The sequence below is a fragment of the Psychrobacter sp. M13 genome (assembly GCF_030718935.1).
GTDB classification, from domain to species: Bacteria; Pseudomonadota; Gammaproteobacteria; order Pseudomonadales; family Moraxellaceae; genus Psychrobacter; species Psychrobacter immobilis_G.
In genome coordinates this window covers 1739400-1765618 of sequence record NZ_CP132194.1, presented here as the reverse complement: position 1 = coordinate 1765618, position 26219 = coordinate 1739400, and the positions used below count along the sequence as shown (strand labels likewise).

The window sequence follows — 26219 nt, the reverse complement described above, 5'->3', positions numbered from 1 at the left end:
TCTTTATCACTATGATAAAGAGGTTTTTTTGTAGATCATTATGGATAATTTAAAAGCACTTAGTTAGTCTCATCAATCATAGTGAGCTTAAAAGTATACTTTTACATTCAAAATTTATAAGGGTCTTATTACTTGCCTAACTTAACAAATAAGTAGGAGTGTGACTATTAATTGACCAAATGGTCAGGTTTTATAAGCTATCTCATTGTTTTTAAAGCCATAAAATTATTTACTCAAATGACGATTAGCGTTGGTTTGAACGCTTTTTTCATGATAATATGTCCAAGTTAAGCGCATCACCTCAATCAACGCCGTAGAGGTTTTTCTTACAGTGAATCCATCCAAGATTATAATATTTGTTGAAGCAATAGCTAAATAAGCAAAAATTCATAATCGCACTCCTTTCACTACAAACAAGAAGAAGGCACTAATGCCGCTTAATTTTATAGTTGCCTTTGTATTGTTAATGTAGCCCGTATAACACTTGACGACCTACTTAACCGTCTCTAGCTTTGGCTGGATGCTCGTTTTGTGATAACGCTGTCTGATTTTTACTTACTAGATTTTGCTTACCTGATTTTAATTAACAGGTTTTGACACCTATTTAGCGATAGGTTTTTTAGTCAATTGGCATATAAGAGTTATGCTAAAAAATCTATCAGCGCTATTTATTATGATCTTTAAACGATAGTTATGGAGTTGGTATGAACCCAGTAGATAAATTTACCCCAAAAGAACCTATTTTATTTAGCCCAGCGGCCATGCTTGAGCCTGAGTACATCACTCTACCAACGGCTGAGTTGTATGCGCGTATCTCGCCTTTGTATAGTGTTGATGAGGAGCGTTGGTTATCTAAACTGCTGCCACTAGCAAAGCCTAGTGATGAGGAGCGAGAAGCCTCAGCCGAGCAAACACGCAAATTGGTTGAGTATGTGCGTAATGATGGCAAAGCGATCAAAATGGTCGACTCACTACTCTTAGAGTATAGCCTAGATACTCAAGAGGGTATCTTGCTGATGAGTTTGGCCGAAGCTTTGATTCGTGTACCGGATAACTACACGGCTGATGCGCTTATTCGCGACAAAATGAGCGTGGCGGACTGGAAAAAGCATCTCAAAGACGACAACGGAATGGTGGTTAATGCGTCAACATGGGGTCTGATGATGACAGGTCGCGTGGTAAGTATCGACAACGGTACGACAGCGGCTGGGTTCTTGGATCGGATGACAAAAAAGATGGGCGAGCCAATGATTCGGGCGGCAATGCAAAAAGCCATGCGTATTATGGGTCATCAGTTCGTATTGGGTGAGACCATTGAGGATGCCAATAAAAACAGTAAAGTGTATCGCGATAAAGGCTATACCTACTCATTTGACATGTTGGGTGAGGCGGCAATCACCAATCATGATGCCGAAAAATATTTCAATGATTATCTGCATGCGATAAAAGCGACTGCTAATGTCAAAGTCAAAGAGGGTATGCCTAAGCCTTCGGTTTCTATTAAGCTATCAGCACTGCATCCACGCTATGAGGCGACTCAAGAAGCGCAAGTGATGGGTCTATTGCGTCAGCGCTGTATGCTACTGATTGAAGCGGCACGAGAGGTCAATGTTGATCTGAGCGTCGATGCTGAGGAAGCCGATCGCTTGGAGATTTCATTAAAGTTATTCGAATCGCTATATCGTGATCCGCTAACCGCAGGTTGGGATGGGTTAGGTATCGTTGTCCAAGGCTACTCAAAGCGTGCGATTGCTATATTTGCGTGGCTTGCCAGCTTATCTAGTGATGTTGGTGATCGTATTCCTATACGTCTGGTTAAGGGTGCTTATTGGGATACCGAGATCAAGCTTGCTCAGCAGCGTGGTCTTTCAGGCTATCCAGTATGGACGCGCAAAGAGGGTACGGATACCGCTTATTTAGCATGTGCTCGTTTCTTATTATCAGAGCATCTGCGGGGTCTTATTTGGCCACAATTCGCCACTCATAATGCGCATACTTTAGCGACGGTTATGACGATGAGCGCGCATCGCGATTTTGAGTTTCAGCGTTTGCATGGCATGGGTGACGCGCTATATGACCATATCTTACACGCTTATAATATCCCAGTCCGTATCTATGCGCCTGTTGGTGCCCATAAAGACTTGCTGCCTTATTTAGTCAGACGTTTACTTGAGAATGGTGCGAACAGCTCGTTTGTTCATCAGCTGTTAGATAAGTCTTATCCTATCGACAAATTAGTCGTGCATCCGTATGACAAATTGCTTACCAATGCAAGTTTGCATAATCCAGATATTCCGTTACCACTGGATATCTATGGCGATCGTCGTGCCAGCTTTGGACCCAATATCTTTATTGATTCGCAGTGGACGCCATTCAAAGCTGCTATCGATGAGCAGCTCCAAAAGACGTGGTCAGCCACGCCTATTATCGACGGACAGGCTATCAGCAGTTATGAGAGTAATGGCGAGCAGCACAAGCTTGAGAACAATAGCATCCGTGCCCCTTGGAACCATGAAGTAGCTGTAGGCGAAGTGCACTATGCTAACGCGGATCTAGCGCGTCAAGCTATTGACGCTGCCGTAGCAGGTCAAGCCGAGTGGCAGGCAGTACCAGCTAGCAGACGCGCTGAGATACTGCGTAAAACCGCTGATTTGTTTGAAGAGAATTACGCTGAATTTATGGCTCTATGTCAGGCTGAAGCGGGCAAAACCACCCAAGACAGTATCGATGAGATCAAAGAAGCGGTTGATTTCTGTCGCTTTTATGCTGATGAGGCTGAGCGCTTAGACGCTCAAGTAACAGAGATTACCAATCTATCTGGTAAGTTAATGCGTCAAGTTTATAAGGCGCGCGGTACTTTTGTTTGTATTAGCCCTTGGAACTTTCCATTAGCGATATATACGGGTCAAATCGTTGCAGCGCTTGCTGCTGGTAATACTGTCGTTGCCAAGCCTGCTGAGCAGACTAGCCTGATTGCGCATTTTGGTGCGCAGCTTATGTACCAAGCAGGCGTGCCAGCCAGTGCACTACAATTTGTCACTGGTGCAGGAGAAGTAGGCGCGGCATTGACTAAAGCGGACAATCTGGCGGGCGTTATCTTTACAGGCTCAACCCAAACCGCTCAGCGCATCAACCAAAGCTTGAATAGTCATGCGCAAGCCAATGGCGAGCTGCCTGTCTTTATAGCAGAAACAGGTGGTCAAAACGCGATGATCGCTGATTCAACGGCGCTCCCTGAGCAAGTGATTAGAGATGCTGTATTATCAGCATTTGGATCAGCAGGTCAACGCTGTTCAGCTTGTCGTATCCTTTGTGTCCAAGAAGAGGTCGCTGATGAGCTTATTGAGCTATTGCAAGGTCATATGGCGGAGCTAGTCGTTGGCAACCCAACCCTTATATCGACTGATGTTGGCCCAGTGATTGACGCAGATGCTAAGCGAGGCCTTGAGGCGCATATTGAGCGCATGGAGCGAGAAGTTACTGCGAAGATATTGGGACAAACACCGATGAGCGCCAGCTCAGTGGTGAGCGAAGACCAAGCTACTTTTGTGCTGCCGACCGCCATTGAGGTCAATAGTATCGATGTGATTGGTGGTGAGCACTTTGGACCGATATTGCATGTATTGCGTTATAAAGCACGTGATTTAGATAAGCTTATTGATGCTATTAATGCGACAGGCTTTGGTCTGACCCTAGGTATTCATAGCCGTATTGAGAATGTCACTGAACATATCGAGCGCCGTGCTGTTGTCGGTAATACTTATGTCAATCGTAATCAGATCGGTGCTGTGGTCAATGTACAGCCGTTTGGCGGTTGTGGTTTATCAGGTACTGGCCCTAAAGCAGGTGGTCCACATTATGTGGCGCGTCTGATGCAACTAGTATCTGAACAAACGGTATCTGAGCAGGCCGTTACCAGCGCTACTGAGCACACTCAATCATCAACTTCTGCAGAGCAGGCATAAAGGAGCTAGCAAAATGGCAACTGAATTTAAAAAAGATCATGGCCAAGTTTGTGAAGCTTGGCGACTACTTGGCGCAACCAATCGCGTCGATTATCTAGAAGCTGCTGTTGCTAAGTTGGCACTGCTTACAGGCGACACCAAAAAAGCCCGTACCTTATTCACTCATTTATTAAGGTTTGCTCCTAAGCTTGATCAAGTGCATCACATGACAGGTGCAACGGGTGAATCTAATGAGCTATATGTGACCGCTCGTGGCAAAACGATGGTTATCGGTGATGAGTCTGCAAAAGCTTTAGCCGTATTAGGTCAGCTCATTGCGGCATTGCTGACAGGTAATGAGGTAGTACTGCATTGTCCAAGCCAAGATGAGATGTGCATTGAGGCGGTAAAAGCGCTTTATGAGGCGGGTATTAGTGAAGACGTTATTAGCATCGCTAATGACTCACAGCTAGTAACTTTGCTGCATATGGAGCGTCTAGCACAAGTTGCGGTAGCAGGCAGTGTAAGCGAGGTACAGGCGGTTAGCCAAGAGCTTGCTAATTCAGACGGTATCTTAACGCAAGTTATTGCGGTCACTGACATGGACGGTTTAGCAGATATGCTAACTCCTGATTACCTCTATCGGTTTGTCACTGAGCGGGTTAGAACGATCAATACAACGGCCATCGGTGGTAATGCTACTTTGCTTGAGTTGGGTACTTAAGGTTAGATATTCATTCGTTTTTATCCTTTGAACAGTATTCATTATAAGATAAATTAAGGCCAGCGCTCAGTTATAAGGATTTCAGAATTCTTAATAATTAGGCGTTGGTTTTTTTATGCCAGTAATACGTAATGTTATCGATATCACTTTTCTCTGACTATATTATCTAAACATGAGTGAAAAGCTAAAGTCATTTTAAGCATATAAAATAATATTTTATTAAAATTAACCCTTTGATTTGTGCAAAAATAATTGACTCATTTAAAATGAAGTGCTATAAATATTACCTATCTCCTCTGATAAGGATATCTTTGAGATGTCTCTTATCTTATTTAAAATCTTATGCATACTATATAGTGGACGACCTCCGCCTTTAGCTATCAAAGTTCTACTACCTTCGAACTGAAGGAAACAGGACTGTAAAGTAACCCTATTGAATATCATTATTTATATCTATTTAGATATAACTAGTCATGTGCGGGATTTATTGAACGGATAGCTAGAAGCCTCGTTACTAGAATTTTAGTTAGGCGCACTACATACCATCAAGCTACCCTCCAAAAATCAGCTACTAGCATTTAGTACTGAAATATCAATAAATACTCACACTAGCTGACATTAATGATGACCCCATTAATCTGAACAGCCGAGTATTGCTATGATTACTTTTTATTTAAACGGACAACCTCACGAGATAAGCCAGCTTAACCCCAACACTACGGTACTTGAGTATCTACGTCTGCACGCGCGTCAGATGGATACTAAAGAAGGCTGTGGTAGCGGTGACTGCGGTGCTTGTACCGTGATGGCGCAGCGCTTATCTACCAGCGCAGAGACCCCTGTCGATAGCGCTCCTTTTTATACCCTCAACGCTTGTATCACCTTACTGTCGCTGATGGATAATCATCATATAATGACCGCAGCTTACTTAGCGGACAACCCCGAAAACCATCCCGAACGTGCGTTACTGCATCCCGCTCAGCAAGCTATGGTCGATTGTCACGGCTCGCAGTGCGGATTTTGTACGCCAGGGTTTATCATGTCACTAGCTAGCGTTTATGAAAATAAGCGTATGCAAGATACCAATACTGATGAGCTAAGCGTTAATGAACTAAGCTACGATGAGATTGTCGCTTCGATAGCAGGTAATCTATGCCGCTGTACGGGTTACCGACCTATTATAGAAGCTGGCTTGTCGATGCAAAAGATCGCACAAAAGCGAGCAGAGGATCAGGTCAGTGCCAAAGACTTAGCCGTGACGCTAGCGACAGATGCTATGGCAACGTCTAAGAGCAATGATGCTTCAGCAAATACTAATGATAATAAGCAAACCATCGCACCAGCGCTTATTGAAGGCACGCGTCAATTATTCATTCCTCAATCGACCGACGAGCTTGATCAGCTATTAGCCTTCTATCCAAAAGCGACTATTTGGGCGGGTGGCACTGATTTGGGCTTAAGCGTCACCCAAAACTTAATAGATCATGATGTCATTATTCAGCTAGCTGCTATCGAGTCGTTGAAGTCTTGGTCAGTAGTGGATGCTGATAGCCAGTCTAATAGTGCAACAACACAAGTGGCTGCTCAAACACTGATATTTGGTGCAGGTATGAGCTACAAAGGCATGCTACCAGCGTTAGAGCAGTATTTCCCAGAATTCGCTGATTTATTTGAGCGTATTGCCTCGCCGCAGATTCGCAACATGGGCACTATCGGTGGTAACGTCGCTAATGCATCACCGATTGGCGATCTGCCGCCGATTCTATTAGCGTTAGACGCGAGTATTCACATACGTCATTGTGATGTTAATAATGATGAAGTTGACAATAGTGATCAACTCTTCGTCGATGAAACCTTGCCTTTATCTGAGTTCTTCTTGGATTATAAAAAGACGAAGCTACGTGCAGGTAGTTATGTCGTAGCTATTCACATTCCGCTTATGCAAGACAATCAGCATCTATTTATTCATAAAATAAGCAAGCGCTTCGAGGATGATATCTCAGCCTGCTTAGTGGCTGTGCGCTTGGATTTATCAGCTGATAGCACGACTATTGATGACGTAAAGATCGGGCTAGGCGGTATGGCAGCAGTGCCTTTATTGGTTGAGAACTGTCAGCAAGCGCTTATCGGTCAGCCGTTCACAATAGCTAGCTTTGAGCAAGCAGCAAAGGCATTACCACTAGATGTCTCACCTATGACTGATGTACGTGCCAGCCGTGAGTATCGCTTGCATGTGGTGCAGCGTTTATTAATTAAGTGTGGTAAACAGCTAATAAAGGGCGCTCAAACTGAGGGTGCTTAGCGAGATGTCGTTGGGCTTAGAAAATAGAGTTTATCAAATTTTCAAGACTACTTAACTGCATTTTACCAAAACTATTTTTGCCTTGATTCGTTATTAATATAGACGCTGACTACAGGCAACAACAGATAAAAAGAGAACTATTATGAGCCATCATTCATCCCTTTTTGACAGCTACAGTATTCGACGCGAGCGTCCACCGAAAAGCAAAATTGGCACAGGCGCTAAGCATGATAGCGCCATCAGCCATGTTATGGGCACCGCTACTTATGTAGACGATATGCTAAAACCACAAGATACTCTGCATTTGGCTATTGGCAAGAGCGCTCATGCGCATGCTCGTGTGCTGAACATGGATCTTAGCGCGGTGAGATCAGCTGATGGGGTAGTCGATGTGATTACTTTTGCAGACTTGCCTGCCAAGACCGATATCGGTCCTGTATTCGACGGTGATCCGTTGATGGTCGATAAAGTTGCAGAATATGTCGGTCAAACCCTGTTTGCAGTGGTAGCCACTAGCCATCGCGCTGCCAAAAAAGCAACGCTAAAAGCAGTAGTAGAGTATGAGCCGCTACCTGCCGTTCTAACCATTGAGCAGGCACTCGAGCAAGAGAAGTTCGTGCGTCCTAGTCACTTTATGCAGCGCGGTGATGCGCAAACTGAACTTGCGAGTGCGCCTACTCGCATTCAGGGTTATAACCACATGCTGGGTCAAGAGCATTTCTATCTTGAAGGTCAAGTGTCTTATGTTGTGCCGTGTGATGATGGCGGGCTAGAGGTCTATACCTCGTCTCAGCATCCTAGTGAAGTACAACAGCTGGTCGCTGAAGTAGTGGATTTACCATTTCATGCAGTGACTACCATTGTACGTCGAATGGGTGGCGGCTTTGGTGGTAAAGAGACGCAAGCAGCAGCATGGGCTTGTATGTGCGGCATCGTCGCCAAGCGCCAAAACGTGCCTGTGAGTATGCGTCTCGATCGTCAAGATGACATGGTAGTGACAGGTAAACGTCACGAGTTCGCCAACCGCTATGACGTCGGTGTCAATGATGCTGGTCAAATACTCGGGGTCGATATGCAGTTGTCTGGGCTGTGTGGCTACTCACCTGATCTATCTGATGCTATCGTCGATCGTGCTATGTTCCATTGCGACAACGGCTATTTTTATCCAGCCGCTAAAATCGCAGGCCATCGCTGCTTTACAAATACCGTATCGAACACCGCCTATCGCGGCTTTGGTGGTCCACAAGGATTGCTCACTGCTGAATATATGATGGATCATATCGCTTATACGCTAGGCAAAGACCCGCTAGAAGTACGGATGAATAACCTTTATCAAAACGGTCAAAGTACTCACTATGGGCAACCGATTGAGCATTTTGATTTAGCGACTATCATAAATACCTTAGCCGATGACTGTGACTATAAGGAGCGCCGCGAAAACGTTATAGCGTTCAATAAAAAAGCAGAAGCTGAAGATACTGATAAGCGTCGAGGACTAGCGCTAACGCCTGTCAAATTTGGCATCTCATTTACCGTACAGCATCTCAACCAAGCTGGTGCATTAGTACATATCTATACTGATGGTACGATTCAGATCAATCATGGCGGTACTGAAATGGGGCAGGGTCTGTATATCAAGATTGCCCAGATTGTCGCTAACGAATTCGATGTTGATTTGGACACGGTAAAGGCCACCGCCACGCGTACGGATAAAGTGCCAAACACCTCACCAACGGCAGCTTCATCAGGTACCGATATCAATGGTAAAGCGGCGCAAAACGCTTGTATTACTATCAAAGAGCGTTTGGTTGAATTTGCTGCTGAGCATTTTGAGGTCGCAGGCGATGATATTACCTTTGAAAATAATCACGTGCATATCGCTGATAAAGAAGTACTCACCTTTGCTGATTTAGTGCTATTAGCTTATCAACATCGGGTCAGTCTATCATCTACTGGCTACTATAAAACACCAAAGATCTTCTATGATCGCTCAAAAGCTTGGGGTCGCCCGTTCTTCTATTATGCCTTGGGAGCGTCGTGTTCTGAGGTTGAGATTGATACCTTGACCGGTGAATACAAGGTACTGCGCTGTGACATCTTGCATGATGTTGGCCAGTCGATTAATCCTGCTATTGATATTGGTCAGATTGAAGGCGGCTTTGTACAAGGTATGGGCTGGCTTACGACTGAAGAGCTTATTTGGGATGATAAAGGTAAGCTGGCCTCGAACGCTGCGGCTAACTATAAAATACCTACCGCTCATGATCTGCCTAAGCACTGGAACGTCAAGCTATTCGATCGCAAAAACGAAGAGCAGACTATTTATAACTCCAAAGCAGTGGGCGAGCCGCCGTTTATGTTAGCCGCTAGTGTCTGGTGTGCTATCAATAATGCAGTTGCCAGTATGGCAGATTATAAGAAAAATCCTGAGCTGACGATGCCTGCTACGCCAGAGGCCGTCCTCAAAGCAGTTATGCGTCTGCAAGGCGAGGCGTGGGAGATTGCAACCGATATCAATACTGATGCGATCGAGAGCTTAAAGCATAATAGTGACTGTACTAGCGCGGTTGATGGTATTGATGATGATAAGGTTGAGCCGCTAGAGGTGTCGCATAGCGAAAACATTGATGCGCCAAAGGTTGAAGGTCAGCTACATGATGATCAGCCTGAGCACATAAAAAACCCTAATGTATCCGTCGGTCGAGGTCCTGCTCACAGTGAGTGATTTATCATTAGAGCCTATACAAGCTGCGTCAACTTCTCAAGCACCTAAACGCTGGTATGACGGCTTAGCACAGTATCAGCAGCAAGGCATCCAGCATGTACTGGCGACCGTCGTTGCGGTCAATGGCTCAGCGCCGCGCGCGCTACAAGCTAAGATGATCGTGACGCCAGATACGATATGTGACACGCTTGGCGGTGGTGGCCTTGAGCATGATGTGATAAATACAGCACGGCAATTGCTCAAGGGTGAAATCGATACTCAGGTGGCGACAAACTCGAAACGATCAGCAGAAGATAAGTCTGAAAAGGCCAAATTGATACGACGTGATGCCGTCTATACTAAGCATTATCCGCTCGGTGCTAAGCTGGCGCAGTGTTGCGGAGGTAGCGTCACCGTTATGTTTGAGTGCTTTAACGTGACGCCGCCTTTGTCTATTTTAGTATTCGGTGCAGGACATGTGGCTTCAGCTTTGATGACGGTGTTAGCAGAATTACCTTGTCAAGTGGACTGGGTCGATAGTCGCCCTGAGATGTTTGAGCGCTATTTGTCAGAGGATGATAAAGGCAAAACTAGTCAGCACTCTTATCATCTGCCTGCGCATGTTCGAGTGCGCATTGATGAGGAACCTATCGATTTTGTTAGACCGTTTATCAAAAAGCAAGGACAGCGCTTTATTTTAGTGATGACCCATGATCATAGTCTTGACTTTGATCTAGTACGGGAAGCGCTAGACAGCTATATAGCGCTTAGTGTTGATGCTGCTAACAAAGATACGGACTACACAAAAATCGCTATGCCTTATATTGGCTGTATTAGCTCGGCGACTAAAGCCAAGCGTTTTCAAGATCGCCTGCTTCAGCGCGGTTACGATGAGCAGCTGGTGAATCAGATTACCATGCCTATTGGCTTGACGCTTGGTGGCAAAGAGCCGATGGCGGTAGCGGTTTCTATCGCCGCACAAATTTTGCAGCAGTACCATAACTCTTAACTTTAAATTTGTATCAGATTTTACTTTAAAAAAAGTATTGCCAAAACCGTTAGCCAGAATCATTTATCGGCTACATTTAGCAGCTTTGTGTCCGCATTACGCCGAACGATGCTGTTTTAAGGTTTTAATCACTTATTAGACGACTATTAACAACCTTATTTTTACTTATTAAAGTGAGATGTTCTTATGACTATTCATATCTATCAAGCACAACTTTTGCACTATCTTACTGAAGATGATTTGACTCAACGAACGCATTTAGAAAATGGAGCACAAAAAACATCATCTGTAGATAAAAGCACCGCATTAAATCCAGTGATTAAAGGCATAACCGTTTATCCTGAATATATTGCAGACGGCGCATTAGTCGTCGATGATGCCACAGGTCTCGTTATAGACTATGGTAGTAGAGAAGCTATGTCAGCTGATCATGCTCATAATCAAGAGGGGCAACAGCCAGTAAAAATTCATGACTGCAAGCACAAGCTTATCATGCCAGGCTTTATCGATACCCATGTGCATTATCCACAAGTCGATATGATCGCCTCTTATGGTGAGCAATTATTGGATTGGCTCAATAATTATACCTTTGTTACCGAAGCTAATTTTGGTGATCCAAAAGTGGCACACGATGCCTCTAAGTTCTTTTTAAATCAGCTATTTGCTAATGGCACAACCAGCGCTATGGTATTTGCCACTAGCCATCCTGAATCGGTTGAAGCGTTTTTTAATGAGAGCGAGCGCCTGAATACCCGTATGATCACCGGTAATGTGTTGATGGACACCAATGCGCCTGAGCATCTGTGCGTACCAACTGAGCAGGGCATCCGTGATAGCCAGAACATCATCGATAAGTGGCACAAGCGCGGTCGTCAGCATGTAGCTATCACGCCACGCTTTGCGATCACCTCGACGCCAAAACAGCTACAAATGACAGGCGAGCTGTACGCCAGTTATGACGATGTCTATCTGCAAACCCATCTAGCCGAAAACCGTGAGGAAGTAGCTTTTGTAAAAGAGCTTTATCCCAATCATAAAGGCTATCTCGATGTGTATGCGGATATGGGCTTATTAGGACGCTATACTACGCTGGCGCATGGTATTTATCTTGAAAGACAGGAGTATGAGATACTTCGGGCAACTGAGACGCAGATTGCGCACTGTCCAACGTCTAATCTTTTTTTAGGCAGTGGACTGTTTGATTTATCCAATACCTTAAGCTATACCGGTGTCAGTATCGCCACTGACGTAGGTGCGGGAACTAGTCTTTCGATGCTAACCACTTTATCAGAGACATACAAAGTTCAGCAACTACAGAACAATCCATTGTCTGCGCATCAAGGTCTGTATCAGATCACTTTAGGCAATGCGCAGTCACTGGTATTAGATGACAAAATCGGTAATTTTATGCCGAATAAAGAAGCCGACTTTGTAGTGATTGATTTAGCTGGAACGGCATTACTTGAGCGGCGTATGAGTCAGACCAAAACCTTGGAAGAGCAGTTATTTGTACTAATGATGCTAGGTGATGATCGGGTAATTGATGAAACGATTATCGCTGGAGTGAGTCGTTATAAGAAGGCCGCTTAAAAATCAAACTGTAGATTGATTTGAATCTATTCCTACAAAAAAGCCAGGGTCTATTTACTAAGTTTTATACTTAAGGAAATAGGCGCTGGCTTTTTTATATTATAAATATAGTCAACGCAGAAGTAGTAATAAAAATTCATAGCAGTCACGCAATACGCTAATATTTATCTTTTTTATCTAGTATCATCTACAACTGATTGAACTTATTTAAATTATTGAGTGTTGCAACAATGAAAAAACGTTTAGCCAAAATTGTATTGCTAACGGCTGTCGGCACAAGTCTTTTACTTATTGTACCTGTCATAATCTACTGGGCACCGGATCGTAGCGTTGCCGAGCTAAAACAATGGCAACTGCCTAATAGCGAATTTATAACCGTTCAAGGCATGCAAGCACATGTAGTACGCGCCAATAAATGTGCTAGCTATCATGATAGTGCTTCAAAAAGTAATGCGGTTAATACAGAACAGCCAAAAACGATTGTTTTACTGCATGGCACTTCAGCGAGCTTACATACTTGGCAAGGCTGGACAAAAGAGCTTAACGATGACTATTGTGTAGTGAGTATGGATTTGCCAGGTTTTGGCTTAACGGGCCCTTATACTGATAGCTCGACTCGATATACGAGCGCCAATTATGCTTCTTTTGTTATCGAAGTTCTTGATAAGTTAAATTTAGATAGCGTTATTTTAGCGGGTAACTCATTAGGGGGCAAAATAGCTTGGCGAACCGCCGCACTGTATCCTGAGCGAATAGATAAGCTGATATTGGTCGATGCCGTTGGTTATCCTGCGACCCCAAAAAGCATTCCTCTTGGTTTTAAACTGGCAACCTATCCAGCTCTAAGACCTATCTTAGGTCGTATTCTACCTAGAAGTGTCGTCAAAAAAAGTATTTTAAGTGTCTATGCTGATGATAGTAAAGTCGATGACGCGCTCATCGATCGCTACTATGATTTATCTCTGCGTACTGGTAACCGTGGCGCGTTGTCAGCTCGTTTAAATGACTTTGATAATATAGAGGATAGAGAGCAAATTAAGCAATTAGCATTGCCAACATTGATTATGTGGGGCGCGAAAGATGAGCTTATTCCTGTTGAGAATGCTGAGTTCTTTCATCGAGATATAGCTAATAGTCAGTTGCAGATATTTGACAACTTAGGCCATGTGCCACACGAAGAAGACTCATTGGCAACCGTTGCAGTAGTTCAACAATTCTTAATTGATACTAAATAAGTTACAGAGCTTAAGATGTTCAATAAGTTTTATATAGAAACTATTATTGATGGACTTGTCTTTGAGCTGTGGTATTCTCAATGAGAAAACGAGACCAATACTGGTTATCTGAAATTAAAGAAGTGATAATAATATGGCTCTTAATATGTATTACAAAGATGGCATGTTTCGCAAAACACGCTGCCAAATTCCTGATGACTTAGTACCTACTCTTTATCAGGTTCATAACAATCCTAAGTTCCCACAATTAACAAGGCTGATTGATACGCTTTATGATAATCCACAGATTAAGCCTGACATGGCTCGCGCCTTAGTTGATGAAATGGTAGCGTTTGAGACCTTAATACTCTCGCTGCATCTACCGTTTCCTAGAGTGCCACTACAAAAAATGCGAAGCTTTTTTGAGTCAGCTTCACAGAAGCAGCAGGTTATTCATACCAGTAGTAATTAAACAAACCCTTCTTGAATCCAACCTAAAAAATCCCCATAATCTAAGCACTTATTAATAATAAATAGCCTAAGTAAATATGCCTAACGTTTCCGAGAATATCCAAGAACCTGCAAACTTAAATCATAGCAATAAGACAATAAATACGAATACTGATATAAATAATTTGGCAGAGATTCCTGTACTTGCTAAAGATAGCTATTATCTCAGCCGTTTGGAGCGTGAGCTGGCGCGTGCTATTGTTTCTAGCAAACAATCAAATAGCGATAAAGCCGAAAAAGAGCTGGCGAAGAAGCGTGCCCAATACGACAAAATAAAAAACCGCTCACAGCAGACGGTGCAAGCGCGTATTGATAGCATTCCCCAAGACTTACCCACGAAACTAAACCTTGATTTGCCTGTCAGCCAACGCGCAGAAGACTTGATTCAAGCGATTATTGATAATCAAGTGATTATCGTCGCAGGTGAGACAGGTTCAGGTAAGACCACCCAATTACCAAAGCTGGCAATGCTGGCAGGTCGTGGTATAAGAGGACAGATAGGACATACCCAGCCGCGTCGTCTGGCTGCGCGTAGTGTCTCAAACCGTATCGCTGAAGAGCTCGGTGAAAAGCTCGGTAATACCGTGAGCTTTAAGATTCGCTTTAACGAAGAGGGTACTGCTCAGTCTGTCGTCAAGCTGATGACTGATGGTATTTTACTCGCTGAATTGGGTCATGATCGGTTTTTGAGTAAATACGACACTATTATTATCGATGAGGCGCATGAGCGTAGTCTCAATATCGACTTTATTATGGGTTACCTGAAGAAATTACTTCCTAAACGTCCTGATCTAAAAGTTATTATTACCTCAGCAACGCTCGATACCAAGCGCTTTAGTGAGTATTTTAGCCGTTATGATGCTAAGCAAAAACGTAAAGTTCCTGCGCCAATTTTCAATGTCGAAGGCCGTAGCTTTCCAGTCGAAGTGCGCTATCGTCCGCTAACCGATGAGCCAGTGACCAGCTCTGATGATGATAGCTATGATGACTTTGAAGAGAATCTACCGCGCGCTGTCGTTGCCGCAGTAGAAGAATGCTTTCATGACGCGCAGAGTAAAGGGCATGGCGATCAAGCCGATATCTTGATATTTGCCGCGACCGAAGCGGAGATTCGCGAGACGCAAGAGGTGCTTGAGCGTCATGGCCCCAAGCATACCGAAGTGCTGCCATTATTTGCCCGTCAGACCTATGAAGAGCAGCAGCGTATCTTTCAGCCCTCAGGCCGTGGTCGGCGTATCGTCATTGCGACCAACGTTGCCGAAACCGCATTGACGGTGCCTGGTATTCGCTATGTCATTGATTTAGGGTTTGCGCGGATATCGCGTTATTCCTATCGCTCACGCGTTCAGCGTTTGCCGATTGAAGCAATCTCACAGGCCGCTGCTAATCAGCGTAAAGGTCGTTGTGGTCGTGTCGCGCCAGGCGTCTGTATTCGACTCTATAGTGAAGAGGACTTCAAGGGTCGTCCTGAGTTCACTGAGCCTGAGATTCTACGTACTAACTTAGCTTCGGTTATTTTGCAGATGGCAAACCTGCGCCTAGGCAGTGTCGATGATTTTGAGTTTATTGAGCCGCCTGATAATCGTCTGGTCACTGACGGTCATAAGCTACTGGATGAGTTAGGCGCAATCACTGCTAAAAATGATAAAGCAGCTAGTAATGTAAATAATAAGTCCAAAAGAGATGGTTTAGATCATTTGCATCTGACGGCTACTGGTCAAAAGATGGCGCGAATGCCTATCGATCCAAGACTGGCACGTATGCTCGTTGCTGGTAGCGACTTTGACTGTATTCGTGAGATGCTCATCGTGGTTGCTGCCCTTGCGGTACAAGATCCGCGTGAGCGCCCAGCTAATAAGCGCCAACAAGCCGATCAGAAGCACGCTGAATTTCGTCAAGATGACTCAGATTTTCTATTTTATTTAACCCTGTGGAAGGCGTTGTTTGAAAGCGATGAGAATGGCAATAAGCTCTCTGGCAATCAGCGTAAGCAGTTTACCAAAAAGAATTATCTGAGCTTTCCGCGGGTACGGGAATGGAATCAAACCCATCGTCAACTGGTACAGATGGTTACGGATCTAAAGCTGACTGATGTCAATGACATCAAAGGTAATGGCACTAGTAGCAGTAATAACAACAATACTAAAAATAGTAAAAACAGCTCAAAAGCATTAGCCAATGGTAGCGATCCTACTGGTGTCGATGATGAAGAAATAAAAGCGGTCAAATACGCCAATTTGCATCGCGCCTTAATGACAGGTCTGCTCTCTACTATTGCTCATAAGACCGAGAGTCGTGGCGAATATTTAGCCGCCCGCCAGCAAAAAGCCAAAATATTTCCAGCGAGTACCGTATTTAAGCAAATACCACCTTGGGTTATGGCGTTTGAGGTAGTAGAAACCTCGCAAGTGTTTATGCGTACCGTTGCCAAGATTGAGCCCGAATGGATTATTTCAGCGGCAGGCGACTTGCTCAAATATCATTACTTTGAGCCACATTGGTCAAAGAAAACAGGACGAGTCAAAGCTTATGCCCAGATTAGCCTATTTGGGCTGATTATTATCCCTAAGCAGCTAACCAACTATGAACAAGTCAATCTCGTCGAGTCGCGTGAGATCTTTATCCGTGATGGCTTAGTGACAGGAAATCTCGGTCGCCAAGCGCCGTTTCTGCAGCACAATATGGACAAAATTGCTCATGTTGAGCGTATTGAGGATAAGCTGCGCCGTCGTGATTTGTTGGTTGATGAAGAGACGCTGTATCAGTTCTATGATCATAAAATACCCGAGCATGTTGCCAGTCGTAAGTCTTTTGAGGACTGGCGCGCGGAGATGGAAAAGAGCGATATGCAGTATCTGTTCTTTACTGATGATGATGTTCTCAATAGCCAAGCGCCAACCACTGGCGACTTCCCAGAAGTTTGGCAATTAGGCGATTTAAAACTGCCTTTGCGCTATATCTTTGATCCCTCAAGTGACGATGATGGGGTGACTATTCGCGTGCCATTAGCAGCGCTACCACAGCTGGATGCGATTGAGCTGTTATGGGGCGTGCCTGGTTGGCGCTATGAGCTAGTACTGCAACTGCTCAAGTCACTACCCAAAGATATCCGTCGCCAAATTGTACCTATTCCAGATATGGCCGATAGCTTATTTGATGAATTGCAACCACAAGGCGAGCAAGGCCTGCTTAAGCAACTGTGCCATGCGCTTAACCGTCGAGGTATTATGTCGGTTACGCCTGATAAGTTCAGTCCATCGTCGATTGATCGTTACTTGCAGCCACAAATATCAGTAGTCGATGATAAAAACCGCGTGATCGAAAAAGGTCGCGATCTACAAACGCTACAGATTCGTCATGCTAGCGAGACCAGCCAAGCGATTACTGAGCAGCAAGGGGCACACACTGAGTTCCCTGAGCACTTCGCTTTTAGTAAGAATCGGCATAGTGCAGGCGTGGTCATGAAGCAGTTCTCAGCGCTCGTTGCGGACGCATCAGGTGAGGCCGTTTCTATTCATCAATATACGGATGTCAATGCTGCGCTGCAAGCTCATCGCATTGGTGTGCTGACTTTGATTAAAGCTAAGCTTGGCGCAAAGAAAAAGCAGCTGACTAGTCAAATTGATAATATATTTAAATTGGCTTTTGCGCCACTTGGCGATATGGAAAAGCTCAAAACTATCATTATTGATGCGGCAGTAGATGCGACGCTTGAGGAGCATTATGCCTTATTCGATCACAGTAGTGATTTGCCTGAGAGTGCTGATAGTATCGCTATTGGGTTGAGCGAAGAGTTGCCCTTTATGGTTGAAGAGTACCAACAAACAGAAAAAGTCGTCATCAGTAACTTCTTACTTATCGGTCAAGATGTTATCAAAACTCTCAAAAGTGTCTACACTCGCTGGCAGCGTATTCGTCAGAGTCTACTGATGCTGGATCGCGAAATCTTTGGTGAGTCCATTGATGATATTGAAGATCAGTTAGAAGATCTGCATTTGGCGGACTTTGTTTACCGTATGGATTATAGTCATTGGCAGCAGTATCCGCGTTATTTAGAAGCGCTTGAGTTACGAATTGAGCGCCTTGAGCACAACTTGGAGGCTGATCTTGACGGGGTCTATGCGCTTGATTTGCATATGGAGCGATTGGGCAATCGGGCTAGTGATAGCGCGATTAGCGACTATCGTTGGATGGTAGAAGAGTATCGAATTCAGCTATTTGCCCAGCCAATGAAAACCCGTATGGCGGTATCACCTAAGCGTTTGAGTAAGATTTGGGATAAGGTGGGTTAAGAGATTACACTGCAACTTTAGTGTTAATAAAAATTATAACTAGGCTCACAGCTATGACAACCATAGAAAAACTTGCGAACCATGACCCATCTACTCGCGTAGAGGAGGACTCGCTAGGTCAGCAGTCCGTTCCTGCCAGTGCTTTATACGGCATCCAAACTCAGCGCGCAGCACAAAACTTCGATATCACAGGCACGCCTATCAGTCATTTTTCAGAGCTAGTACGCGCCTTAGCTATGGTGAAATACGCGGCCGCTAAAGCGAATCATCAGCTCGACATACTGAGTGATGATAAAGCTGATGCTATCACTGATGCTTGTTTAGAGCTGATTGAGGGCGCACATCATGAGCATTTTATAGTTGATCTTATTCAAGGCGGTGCTGGCACTTCGACCAATATGAATGCCAATGAAGTCATTGCCAATCTTGGTCTTGTTAAGATGGGCTATAAGTATGGTGAGTACCGTCATTTGCATCCTAATAATGATGTCAATTGCTCACAATCGACTAATGATGTCTATCCTAGTGCCGCGCGTATAGCGATTATATTCTCAGCGCGTGCCCTAAAACAAGCGGTTAGCCAATTACAGCGTAGTTTAGAAGCTAAGGGTCAAGAGTTCAGTGAGATCCTTAAAATGGGGCGCACCCAAATGCAAGATGCAGTGCCGATGACATTAGGTCAAGAGTTCCATGCTTTTGCTAGTGATTTGGGCGGTGAGACGGATCGTATTGAGCATACCTGTCAGCAGCTATGTGAGGTAAATTTGAGTGGTACGGCTATTGGTACAGGCCTCAATGCGCCCAGTCGCTATGCAGATCTAGTGATAAAGGAGTTAGCTGTCGTTAGTGGTTTGCCTATACGCTTGGCTGTGGATCTGATGGCGGCTAGCTCTGATATGGGTGACTTTGTGACCTTTTCAGGGACGCTCAAACGCTTAGCTATTAAGCTGTCCAAGCTCAGCAATGACTTGCGTCTGCTCTCAAGCGGCCCGCGTACGGGTCTCAATGAGATAAATCTACCAGCAGTACAGCCAGGCTCCTCCATCATGCCAGGCAAGGTAAATCCAGTCATACCTGAGGCGATGAATCAAACGGCTTTTCAGATAATGGGCACGGATATGTCGGTGACTATGGCAGCAGAAGCAGGGCAACTACAGCTTAACGCTATGGAGCCTTTAATCGTCTATAATTTACTCAATAACTCGCGGATGCTCGAGAAGTCCATACGTATGCTCGATAAGCTATGTATTCAGGGTATTACCGCGAATGAGGATCACTGTGCCCAATACGTCGAGAGGAGTATCGGTATTGTCACCGCTCTAGTGCCTCATATCGGTTATGACAATGCCAGCCGTATCGCAGGCATAGCATTACACAGTGGTCTTGGTGTGGCAGAATTGGTCAGACGCGAGAAGCTGTTGAGCGATGAGCAGCTCGCCGCGATCTTATCTCCTAGCGCTATGACCACAAACTTATAAAGGTTGGGTGTGATAACTTTACTGCAAACTCATCAGCCGCTATTGGTACTAAGTGTGCTGCTATTAATAGTCATCGTAATTTTATGGGGATTGCAGTACGTCGTCATTCGCTATGGCAAAAGCGCCTTTATGCTAATCAAGCGATACTGGCACAAGTTTGAGCAGTATTTTGGCGTAGATAAGCGACTCACTCACCTAAAAAATAGCCAGCCAAAGCTCTATCAGTTTCTTTGGCGACGGCTACATGCTCAGCACTTTCATGGCTTGCCGCTGAATATTTTGTCGTTACTGATGATCTATATAGCAGCTGTGTTCGTGGGGCTGGTCGAAGATGTCGTTACCTCCGACTCTATAGTGGCGCTCGATCACTTAGTCTCACAGCAGATGAGTTTGCTCAGTGAAGCTGGGGTCATCGATGTTTTTATTGCGATCACCAGCTTAGCCTCTACACCGATTACTATCTTAGTGATGCTACTGACGGCTATGGTATGCTGGGTTGTGCGTCAGCGCTATATCATCATAGGCCTACTCATAGCCGTGATCGGTAGCACGATATTTACCTTTGTAACTAAAATGCTCTTTCAGCGCGCGCGTCCCATAGATATTTTATTGCTTGAGAGTACCTATTCTTTCCCAAGTGGACACGCGACCGTCACCGTTGCCCTATATGGATTTTTGGCTTACATTGCTATTCGCTTTAGTGAGCGCTTTGCCGTCCAAGTGCGTATCGTTATGATGACTATTTTAGTGACGGTACTAATAGGGTTGAGTCGAATAGTGCTCAATGAGCATTATTTAAGCGATGTATTAGGCGGCTATTTGGTTGGCACATTATGGTTGACAGTGGCTATCAGTGTGACTGAATGGTTAACGATTAAAGACAAAATCAACTGGCAAATAACTTGGTCAAACGCGCAGATATATTTAGTCTGGTTCAGTGTAGTTGGGGTCCTGATGAGTACTTTGATATATGCAAGGATTTATCAATTCCCCTTGCTACTTTAGATGATTTTTTAGCTATCAATAGTGCCCTCAGGTAGATGTTCAATAAGCTTTATACGACTTCGTGCAATTAGGTCAACATAAAGAACCTGCTATGTAGAATTATATAAAAATACTATACTATAAGATAATATATAGATACTATATATTATAACCTATATATCAGAATCTACATTAAATGAGGAATAGCTATGATTTTTCGGCAATTGTACGAGCCCCTTTCGAGTACTTATACTTATCTAATAGGGGATGAGGACACAGGAGAGGCGATTCTTATTGATCCTGTTATTGCAACTATGGATCGGGATTTGGCCGAATTGCATAAGTTAGGATTGAAACTAGCCTATACCGTTGATACGCATATTCATGCCGATCATATCACCGCAGCATTAGAGATGAAGCGTGCTGTTGGCAGTCAGATCGCAGCGCCCGCCTATGATCGGTTAGAGTGCGCCGATGTTGGTCTTGAAGAGGGCATACCACTAAAGGTTGCTGGCATTACCTTAGACCCTTTACATACGCCAGGGCACACTGCTGGACATTTTGCTTATCTCTGTAATGAACGGGTATTTACAGGTGATGCTTTGTTAATTGAGGGTTGCGGTCGCACTGACTTTCAGAACGGTGATGCTGATGCCTTGTATGATTCTGTGCGCAACAAGCTGTTTGCTTTACCCGATGAGACCTTAGTCTATCCCGCGCATGATTACAAAGAGCGCTTTGTCTCCTCAATCGCTCAAGAGAAAAAACGCAATCCACGGCTCGGTGGGGACATATCTATTGAGGCGTTCAGGGACATCATGAATAATTTGAACCTGCCGTATCCAAAATTCATTGACCACGCCGTACCTGGTAACCAGCAATGCGGTGTCTGCCCAGACGACTTGCCAGATAACTTGGCGGGCTACTGTCGCCAGATGACTCAAAGCCCTCAAGGTTAAGGTGGTCTAAGGTGTGTCATCAATTGTCAAATGAAGTCAGCTCTGCATATAACGCTAGCCCCGACCTTTAGCGACTGCCATATACGCAGGCTTTAGCATCATCTCTTCTAAAAACCCAGCAAAGTAGCTTTTTTTTAAAGGGTCTACTAAAGGTACGCTAGGAGTTAGGTTATTGTCATAATTGAACTCAACCAGCATCGCTTTACCTTCTTTTATGAGCAGCGGACACGAAGTATAGCCATTGAATTTTTGACTGGGTGCGCGGCCTTGTATTACATCGATAAGATTGGTCGTTACTATTATTACTGTTACTGTTACTGTTATCGTGTTTGTCAGCGCTAGTGTGGGATGAACCATCCTCTGGACGTAGTAGATAAGGCAAATTACTGAAAAGTCGTTTCATAATATTACCCTAAAATTGTCCCAAAATTGGATGACCGTTACACTGAGTTGGGCATCATACTTAATCGATTATCATGCTCAAACAACCGTTTTTAAGCGTATCTATCATATTCGCGACGGCGTCACTCATGAGGAGGTTGGTGAGGGGAAAGCGTTTGAATAGGAGGGTGTTATCGGATTAGGGTACATCATCGCTTGATAGCGTCCTTTTAGAGTAAGCTATATTTAGCAATCTGAGCTCTCCCATTGCCCATCACGGCATGCTTGATGTTTGAGTGTTTAGCCCTATATTTTATAAAAAATCACAAACTATACAACTATACATAATTTCAGCGTCACTCATAGGCTCGTAACCTCGAATCTCATATGAACAAGATTCAGCCTTGCAATCAAAATCTACCTTGATATCGTAATCGCCAGTATAGGTCGCTTCGAACTGAACAATTGAATTATTTTCATCGTCAATAGCCTTAGATAATAAGTTGCCATCACGATCATAGACGTATAAATTTATTTTACTACAATCCATAGCGCAAGCCGCGATAAGAGCGTAAGTTCCGTTAGATAAAATAGACATATTTTCGATTTTCGAAGAAGAGTCGCTCAAGCTTCCGACTATACTATTGCTACTATAATTAGAGTATCCTTGATCTATTAAATAGTTACGGCTTTTATTTAACTTATCGTCGATAGACTTCATAGAGAGTCTAAAATTAGAGATATCATCAACTTTAGTTTGCGCTTGTTGATTCCCTTGATCCGCTGATTTTTTGAACCAATCAAAGGCTTCGTCTTTGTTCTTTGGCACCCCAAACCCATAGTAGTACAGCTTTCCCACATTAGACTGTGCCTCTGCATGGTTTTGATTCGCAGCTTTTAGATACCAATCCATTGCTTTATCCCAATCTTGATAGGAGGTTTTAGAGTAAATCAAGCCTATCTGATTTTGTGCATCAGCATCACCTTGTAACGCTGATTTTTTGTACCAGCTTAGCGCTTTACTTAGATCTCTAGAAGTACCTTTGCCATTTTCATACATGTGACCTAAGTTATATTGAGCATCGGAATAGTTTTGCATGGCGGATTTTTGATACCATTCAAACGCTTTATTATAACTCTGACTCACACCCTCGCCTGAATAGTATTTAAGGCCGAGATTATATTGAGCGCTAGGGTCACCTTGGTTCGCTGATGTTTGTGTTTGCGAGAGGTTGCTATCGGCCATTGCTGGAACGACTAAAGCTAAAGATAACAACAATGGGATACTACAGTTAACCGTTTTTGTCCATGAGTGTGTCATTGTCAGTATCCTTAATGTGAGTATTAGAGGTATAAAAAAATACTATTTTTTGATTATTATGCAAAGCAGTACAATAAATATGGCATTACTTAAATATAATTTTTTATAAGAAGCATTGCAAGTATTCTTAAAAGTGGATTTATACTTGCGATGTTTATTTGTTTGAGTCAATATAATATTTAACGGAGATCATATTGAAACAAGGACATTCAGCATGAGCAAATTAACTTGGCTTATAAGTCCCAGTGTCATCACATTATCAATCTTGATAAGTGCTTCTCAAGCTAGTGCCTCAGAAATCTCTCATAATTATGCACCAACAGTAGATCTTCAGGAAACTGAAGGTCTTTATTTTTTTGAGAATTTAGGTGAAGTTGAAAAAGAGGGTAAATATGGTTTTATAAATAGTCAGGGCGATATTGTAGTGCCTTCTATATATGATGAGGTTGGGGCATTTTCAGAAGGGCTGGCGAGTGTCGAAAAAAAGGGCAAATCAGGATTTATAGATACACATGGGAATGTCGTCATTTCATTTGATTACGACCGACCAAGTAGATTCTCTGATAGCTTGGCACGAGTCAGAAAAGATGGACGATACATATTTATTGATAAGACAGGAGCAGAAGTTTTAGATGTCGATAAGTACTATAACCTGAATCCTTTTTCTTACGCAGAGATTTTTTTGAATGGCTTAGCTCTAGTAGAAACAGAAACTAAGCAAGGACTTATCAATAAAAAAGGGGAGCTCGTTGCACCTATCCAATACGATCTCATTGATTTGCCTTTTTTAGAAGGTTTGGTAATGGTTAAGCAGAACGATAAATACGGCTTTTTAAATCAGCAAGGTCAAGAGGTTGTACCGCCAAAGTATGATAGTGCCGTTATTTTTTCAGAGGAGCTGGCGCGTGTTAGCTATGAAGGTAGATACGGTTTTATCAATCAACAGGGAAAAATCGTTATACCAATAGTTTTTGAACAAGCTTCTTCTTTTTCAGGCGGTGTCGCAAAAGTAAAAAAAGACAATATTTGGATCACTATTAATAAAAAGGGAGAGTATATATGAGACGGATGACATTTATTTTGGCTATGACTGCTTTACTGTATTCACAGATGACAGTAGCGCACGCAGTAACAAATCAGGTCGATATCAGAGGTTTACAAATGAGTTGCACGACACCTGAAAATGTAAAGGCATCAATATTCACAGATACTGGATTTAATGACGTTGGTTTGTCTACGAGATATTTTCTTGGGATGCCATATATTTCAGTGAACTCCGATATATTAAGTCAATATTCAAGTAATGTTGCACAGTGGTGGTTCGCTCATACATGTGGACATTTTATTTTTGATACCATCGTTGAGGAGAACGAGTCGACTGCAGATTGCTATGCCACTAAGTATTTAGTACAAAATGAAATTATTAAAGATGATGAAGCGCTGTCTGATTTTTATAATGAGCTTTTGTCGCTTCCCAAACCTCTTGCCGAACATTTACCTACTCCTGACCGAATAAAAGATATGGCAAATTGCGAGATATAGTCGTTATTACTTTTTCTTCTAAAATGACTATACCAGTTTATTTATAGCATTAAATGTTATTACTGATTTTAAGGAGTCATTGAACCTTGCGTTTAATTTGAGTGATTTAACTACAATCATCATGGAGGATGAGATTATGAAACTATTAGCTAGTACAGTCGCTGTGGCGAGTTTGCTTTTTTCTGCAGGCGTCTCAGCAAAAGACTTAAAAAGTTGTATTGATATGGATCATACTTGGGGGAATTCCTGTAGTTCGTCAGAGTCTATAGATATAACGCTTACCAATGAGTGTCCTCAAGAGGCCTATGTCAGACTCTGTATGGAAAAGACTAATGGCGATTGGACTTGTCGTAGTCGCTCAGAGCTAAGGCCTAACAGAGATGTAACCTTTTATACTTGCAATGCAACGGGTGAGACTAAGTTTGCGGCATGTACAGGTGGCTATAAAGAATGTGGATTCCCAGATCCTTGATAACGAAAATTTTTAGAGGTGTGATTTTTTATAAAACTATAATCGGAGCGTTCGTATGAAAAAATTAGCCCTATTAGCCATAGCGGGATTAGTGTCAGTGTCTGCAAGTGCTATAAGTTTCGATGAGGTTTATGAAGACAATCGTTCAACAGTATATGTTTCCGAGAAGTCTAGATCTGGTGATAAGGTTGAAGCGCTTGTGACTAATATTTACAAGCGCAATATGACTTTTAGTCTTTTATCAATAGAGTACAATAGAATTATAGAATCAGTTGAATTTATCTGTAGTACTCCAAGGCAGTCAAAGTCTTTATTGATGATAACTTATCTAGATGGTAAAGAAGTTGACAGAAGTGATCTCAGTATGTTTGCATCTTATGAAGACGTTGATCGAAGTGCGAGTGAAACAGCTGTAGCTGATTTTTTATGCTCAAGATAAGCAAATGATAGCGCGACGAGCTAATAACGCTGTCACTATCCTTGTGCAAGTATTTTTATAAAATCTCACATTCAAGCTTGTCCAGCAATGTCCAATACTCTTATGATGGTTATCATTTTGCCTAGGATGAGGTAATTGCCTTGAAGTAGGGCAAGCTATTATTCGATTCATTATAAGCATCAGATTTTGGTGAAAAATCCATAGTAATCTGAGCAACTTCCGATAATTTGACCTCTTTAATACCCGTAGACTTTAATGCGTCATCTATCTCTGGTTCGGCATAAGTCACAGAGTAATAGTTATCAACACCATGGCTAACAAAAACTTTCTCATTGTATGATCCAGTAAAATAGT

General features: G+C 43.3%; 19 protein-coding genes. 16 read left to right on the top strand and 3 right to left on the bottom strand.

Annotation, left to right across the window (positions count from 1 at the left end; all coding sequences use genetic code 11):
* The first annotated feature begins 704 nt into the window (after nt 1–704).
* The 12 genes from putA to Q9G97_RS07320 all read left to right on the top strand — a co-directional run bounded on the left by putA (nt 705) and on the right by Q9G97_RS07320 (nt 21710).
* A complete protein-coding gene (gene putA / locus Q9G97_RS07375) occupies nt 705–3965 on the top strand; it encodes a bifunctional proline dehydrogenase/L-glutamate gamma-semialdehyde dehydrogenase PutA (RefSeq protein ID WP_305898275.1) in 3261 nt (1086 codons plus the stop codon).
* Nucleotides 3966–3978: 13 nt separating this feature from the next.
* A complete protein-coding gene (locus Q9G97_RS07370) occupies nt 3979–4668 on the top strand; it encodes an aldehyde dehydrogenase family protein (RefSeq protein ID WP_305898274.1) in 690 nt (229 codons plus the stop codon).
* A gap of 658 nt (nt 4669–5326) precedes the next feature.
* Nucleotides 5327–6970 (top strand): xanthine dehydrogenase small subunit, encoded by a 1644-nt coding sequence (locus Q9G97_RS07365; protein ID WP_305898273.1) that lies wholly within the window; start codon nt 5327–5329, stop codon nt 6968–6970.
* A gap of 142 nt (nt 6971–7112) precedes the next feature.
* Nucleotides 7113–9695: a xanthine dehydrogenase molybdopterin binding subunit gene (gene xdhB, locus Q9G97_RS07360; RefSeq protein WP_305898272.1), complete on the top strand. Its 2583-nt coding sequence runs from the start codon at nt 7113–7115 to the stop codon at nt 9693–9695.
* Nucleotides 9688–10683 carry an XdhC family protein gene (locus tag Q9G97_RS07355; RefSeq protein WP_305898271.1) on the top strand — a complete coding sequence of 332 codons (996 nt, stop codon included), beginning with the start codon at nt 9688–9690 and terminating at the stop codon, nt 10681–10683. The genes xdhB and Q9G97_RS07355 overlap by 8 nt, the downstream gene beginning before the upstream one ends.
* 186 nt (nt 10684–10869) lie before the next feature.
* Nucleotides 10870–12273 (top strand): guanine deaminase, encoded by a 1404-nt coding sequence (guaD, locus tag Q9G97_RS07350; protein ID WP_305898270.1) that lies wholly within the window; start codon nt 10870–10872, stop codon nt 12271–12273.
* A gap of 230 nt (nt 12274–12503) precedes the next feature.
* Nucleotides 12504–13508, top strand: coding sequence for an alpha/beta fold hydrolase (locus Q9G97_RS07345; protein ID WP_305898269.1), 1005 nt, complete (start codon nt 12504–12506; stop codon nt 13506–13508).
* 133 nt (nt 13509–13641) lie between these two features.
* The gene (locus Q9G97_RS07340) at nt 13642–13959 is read left to right on the top strand and encodes a hypothetical protein (protein WP_305898268.1); all 318 of its coding nucleotides are present in this window, start codon (nt 13642–13644) and stop codon (nt 13957–13959) included.
* Between the two features lie 154 nt (nt 13960–14113).
* The gene (gene hrpA / locus Q9G97_RS07335; RefSeq protein WP_305900298.1) at nt 14114–18289 is read left to right on the top strand and encodes an ATP-dependent RNA helicase HrpA; all 4176 of its coding nucleotides are present in this window, start codon (nt 14114–14116) and stop codon (nt 18287–18289) included.
* A 53-nt stretch (nt 18290–18342) separates the two neighbouring features.
* Nucleotides 18343–19767: an aspartate ammonia-lyase gene (locus Q9G97_RS07330; RefSeq protein ID WP_305898267.1), complete on the top strand. Its 1425-nt coding sequence runs from the start codon at nt 18343–18345 to the stop codon at nt 19765–19767.
* 9 nt (nt 19768–19776) lie between these two features.
* Nucleotides 19777–20772 (top strand): phosphatase PAP2 family protein, encoded by a 996-nt coding sequence (locus tag Q9G97_RS07325; RefSeq protein ID WP_305898266.1) that lies wholly within the window; start codon nt 19777–19779, stop codon nt 20770–20772.
* Between the two features lie 188 nt (nt 20773–20960).
* A complete protein-coding gene (locus Q9G97_RS07320; protein WP_305898265.1) occupies nt 20961–21710 on the top strand; it encodes an MBL fold metallo-hydrolase in 750 nt (249 codons plus the stop codon).
* Between the two features lie 54 nt (nt 21711–21764).
* Here the strand turns inward: Q9G97_RS07320 and Q9G97_RS07315 are convergent, their stop codons facing one another.
* Both Q9G97_RS07315 and Q9G97_RS07310 read right to left on the bottom strand, forming a co-directional pair.
* Nucleotides 21765–22067 (bottom strand): hypothetical protein, encoded by a 303-nt coding sequence (locus Q9G97_RS07315; RefSeq protein WP_305898264.1) that lies wholly within the window; start codon nt 22065–22067, stop codon nt 21765–21767.
* A gap of 337 nt (nt 22068–22404) precedes the next feature.
* Nucleotides 22405–23412, bottom strand: a complete 1008-nt coding sequence (locus Q9G97_RS07310; protein WP_305898263.1) for a tetratricopeptide repeat protein — start codon at nt 23410–23412, stop codon at nt 22405–22407.
* Between the two features lie 214 nt (nt 23413–23626).
* On the opposite strand from Q9G97_RS07310, the gene Q9G97_RS07305 reads away from it, so the two are divergent.
* The 4 genes from Q9G97_RS07305 to Q9G97_RS07290 all read left to right on the top strand — a co-directional run bounded on the left by Q9G97_RS07305 (nt 23627) and on the right by Q9G97_RS07290 (nt 25865).
* Nucleotides 23627–24475, top strand: a complete 849-nt coding sequence (locus Q9G97_RS07305; protein WP_305898262.1) for a WG repeat-containing protein — start codon at nt 23627–23629, stop codon at nt 24473–24475.
* Complete coding sequence (locus Q9G97_RS07300) at nt 24472–24954, top strand: hypothetical protein (RefSeq protein WP_305898261.1); 483 nt, start codon at nt 24472–24474, stop codon at nt 24952–24954. Before Q9G97_RS07305 ends, Q9G97_RS07300 begins: the two co-directional genes overlap by 4 nt.
* Nucleotides 24955–25090: 136 nt before the next feature.
* The gene (locus Q9G97_RS07295) at nt 25091–25426 is read left to right on the top strand and encodes a hypothetical protein (RefSeq protein WP_305898260.1); all 336 of its coding nucleotides are present in this window, start codon (nt 25091–25093) and stop codon (nt 25424–25426) included.
* A 55-nt stretch (nt 25427–25481) separates the two neighbouring features.
* On the top strand, nt 25482–25865 hold the full coding sequence (locus Q9G97_RS07290) for a hypothetical protein (RefSeq protein ID WP_305898259.1): 384 nt from the start codon (nt 25482–25484) through the stop codon (nt 25863–25865).
* A gap of 121 nt (nt 25866–25986) precedes the next feature.
* Here the strand turns inward: Q9G97_RS07290 and Q9G97_RS07285 are convergent, their stop codons facing one another.
* A complete protein-coding gene (locus Q9G97_RS07285; protein ID WP_305898258.1) occupies nt 25987–26154 on the bottom strand; it encodes a hypothetical protein in 168 nt (55 codons plus the stop codon).
* Between the last annotated feature and the right edge of the window lie 65 nt (nt 26155–26219).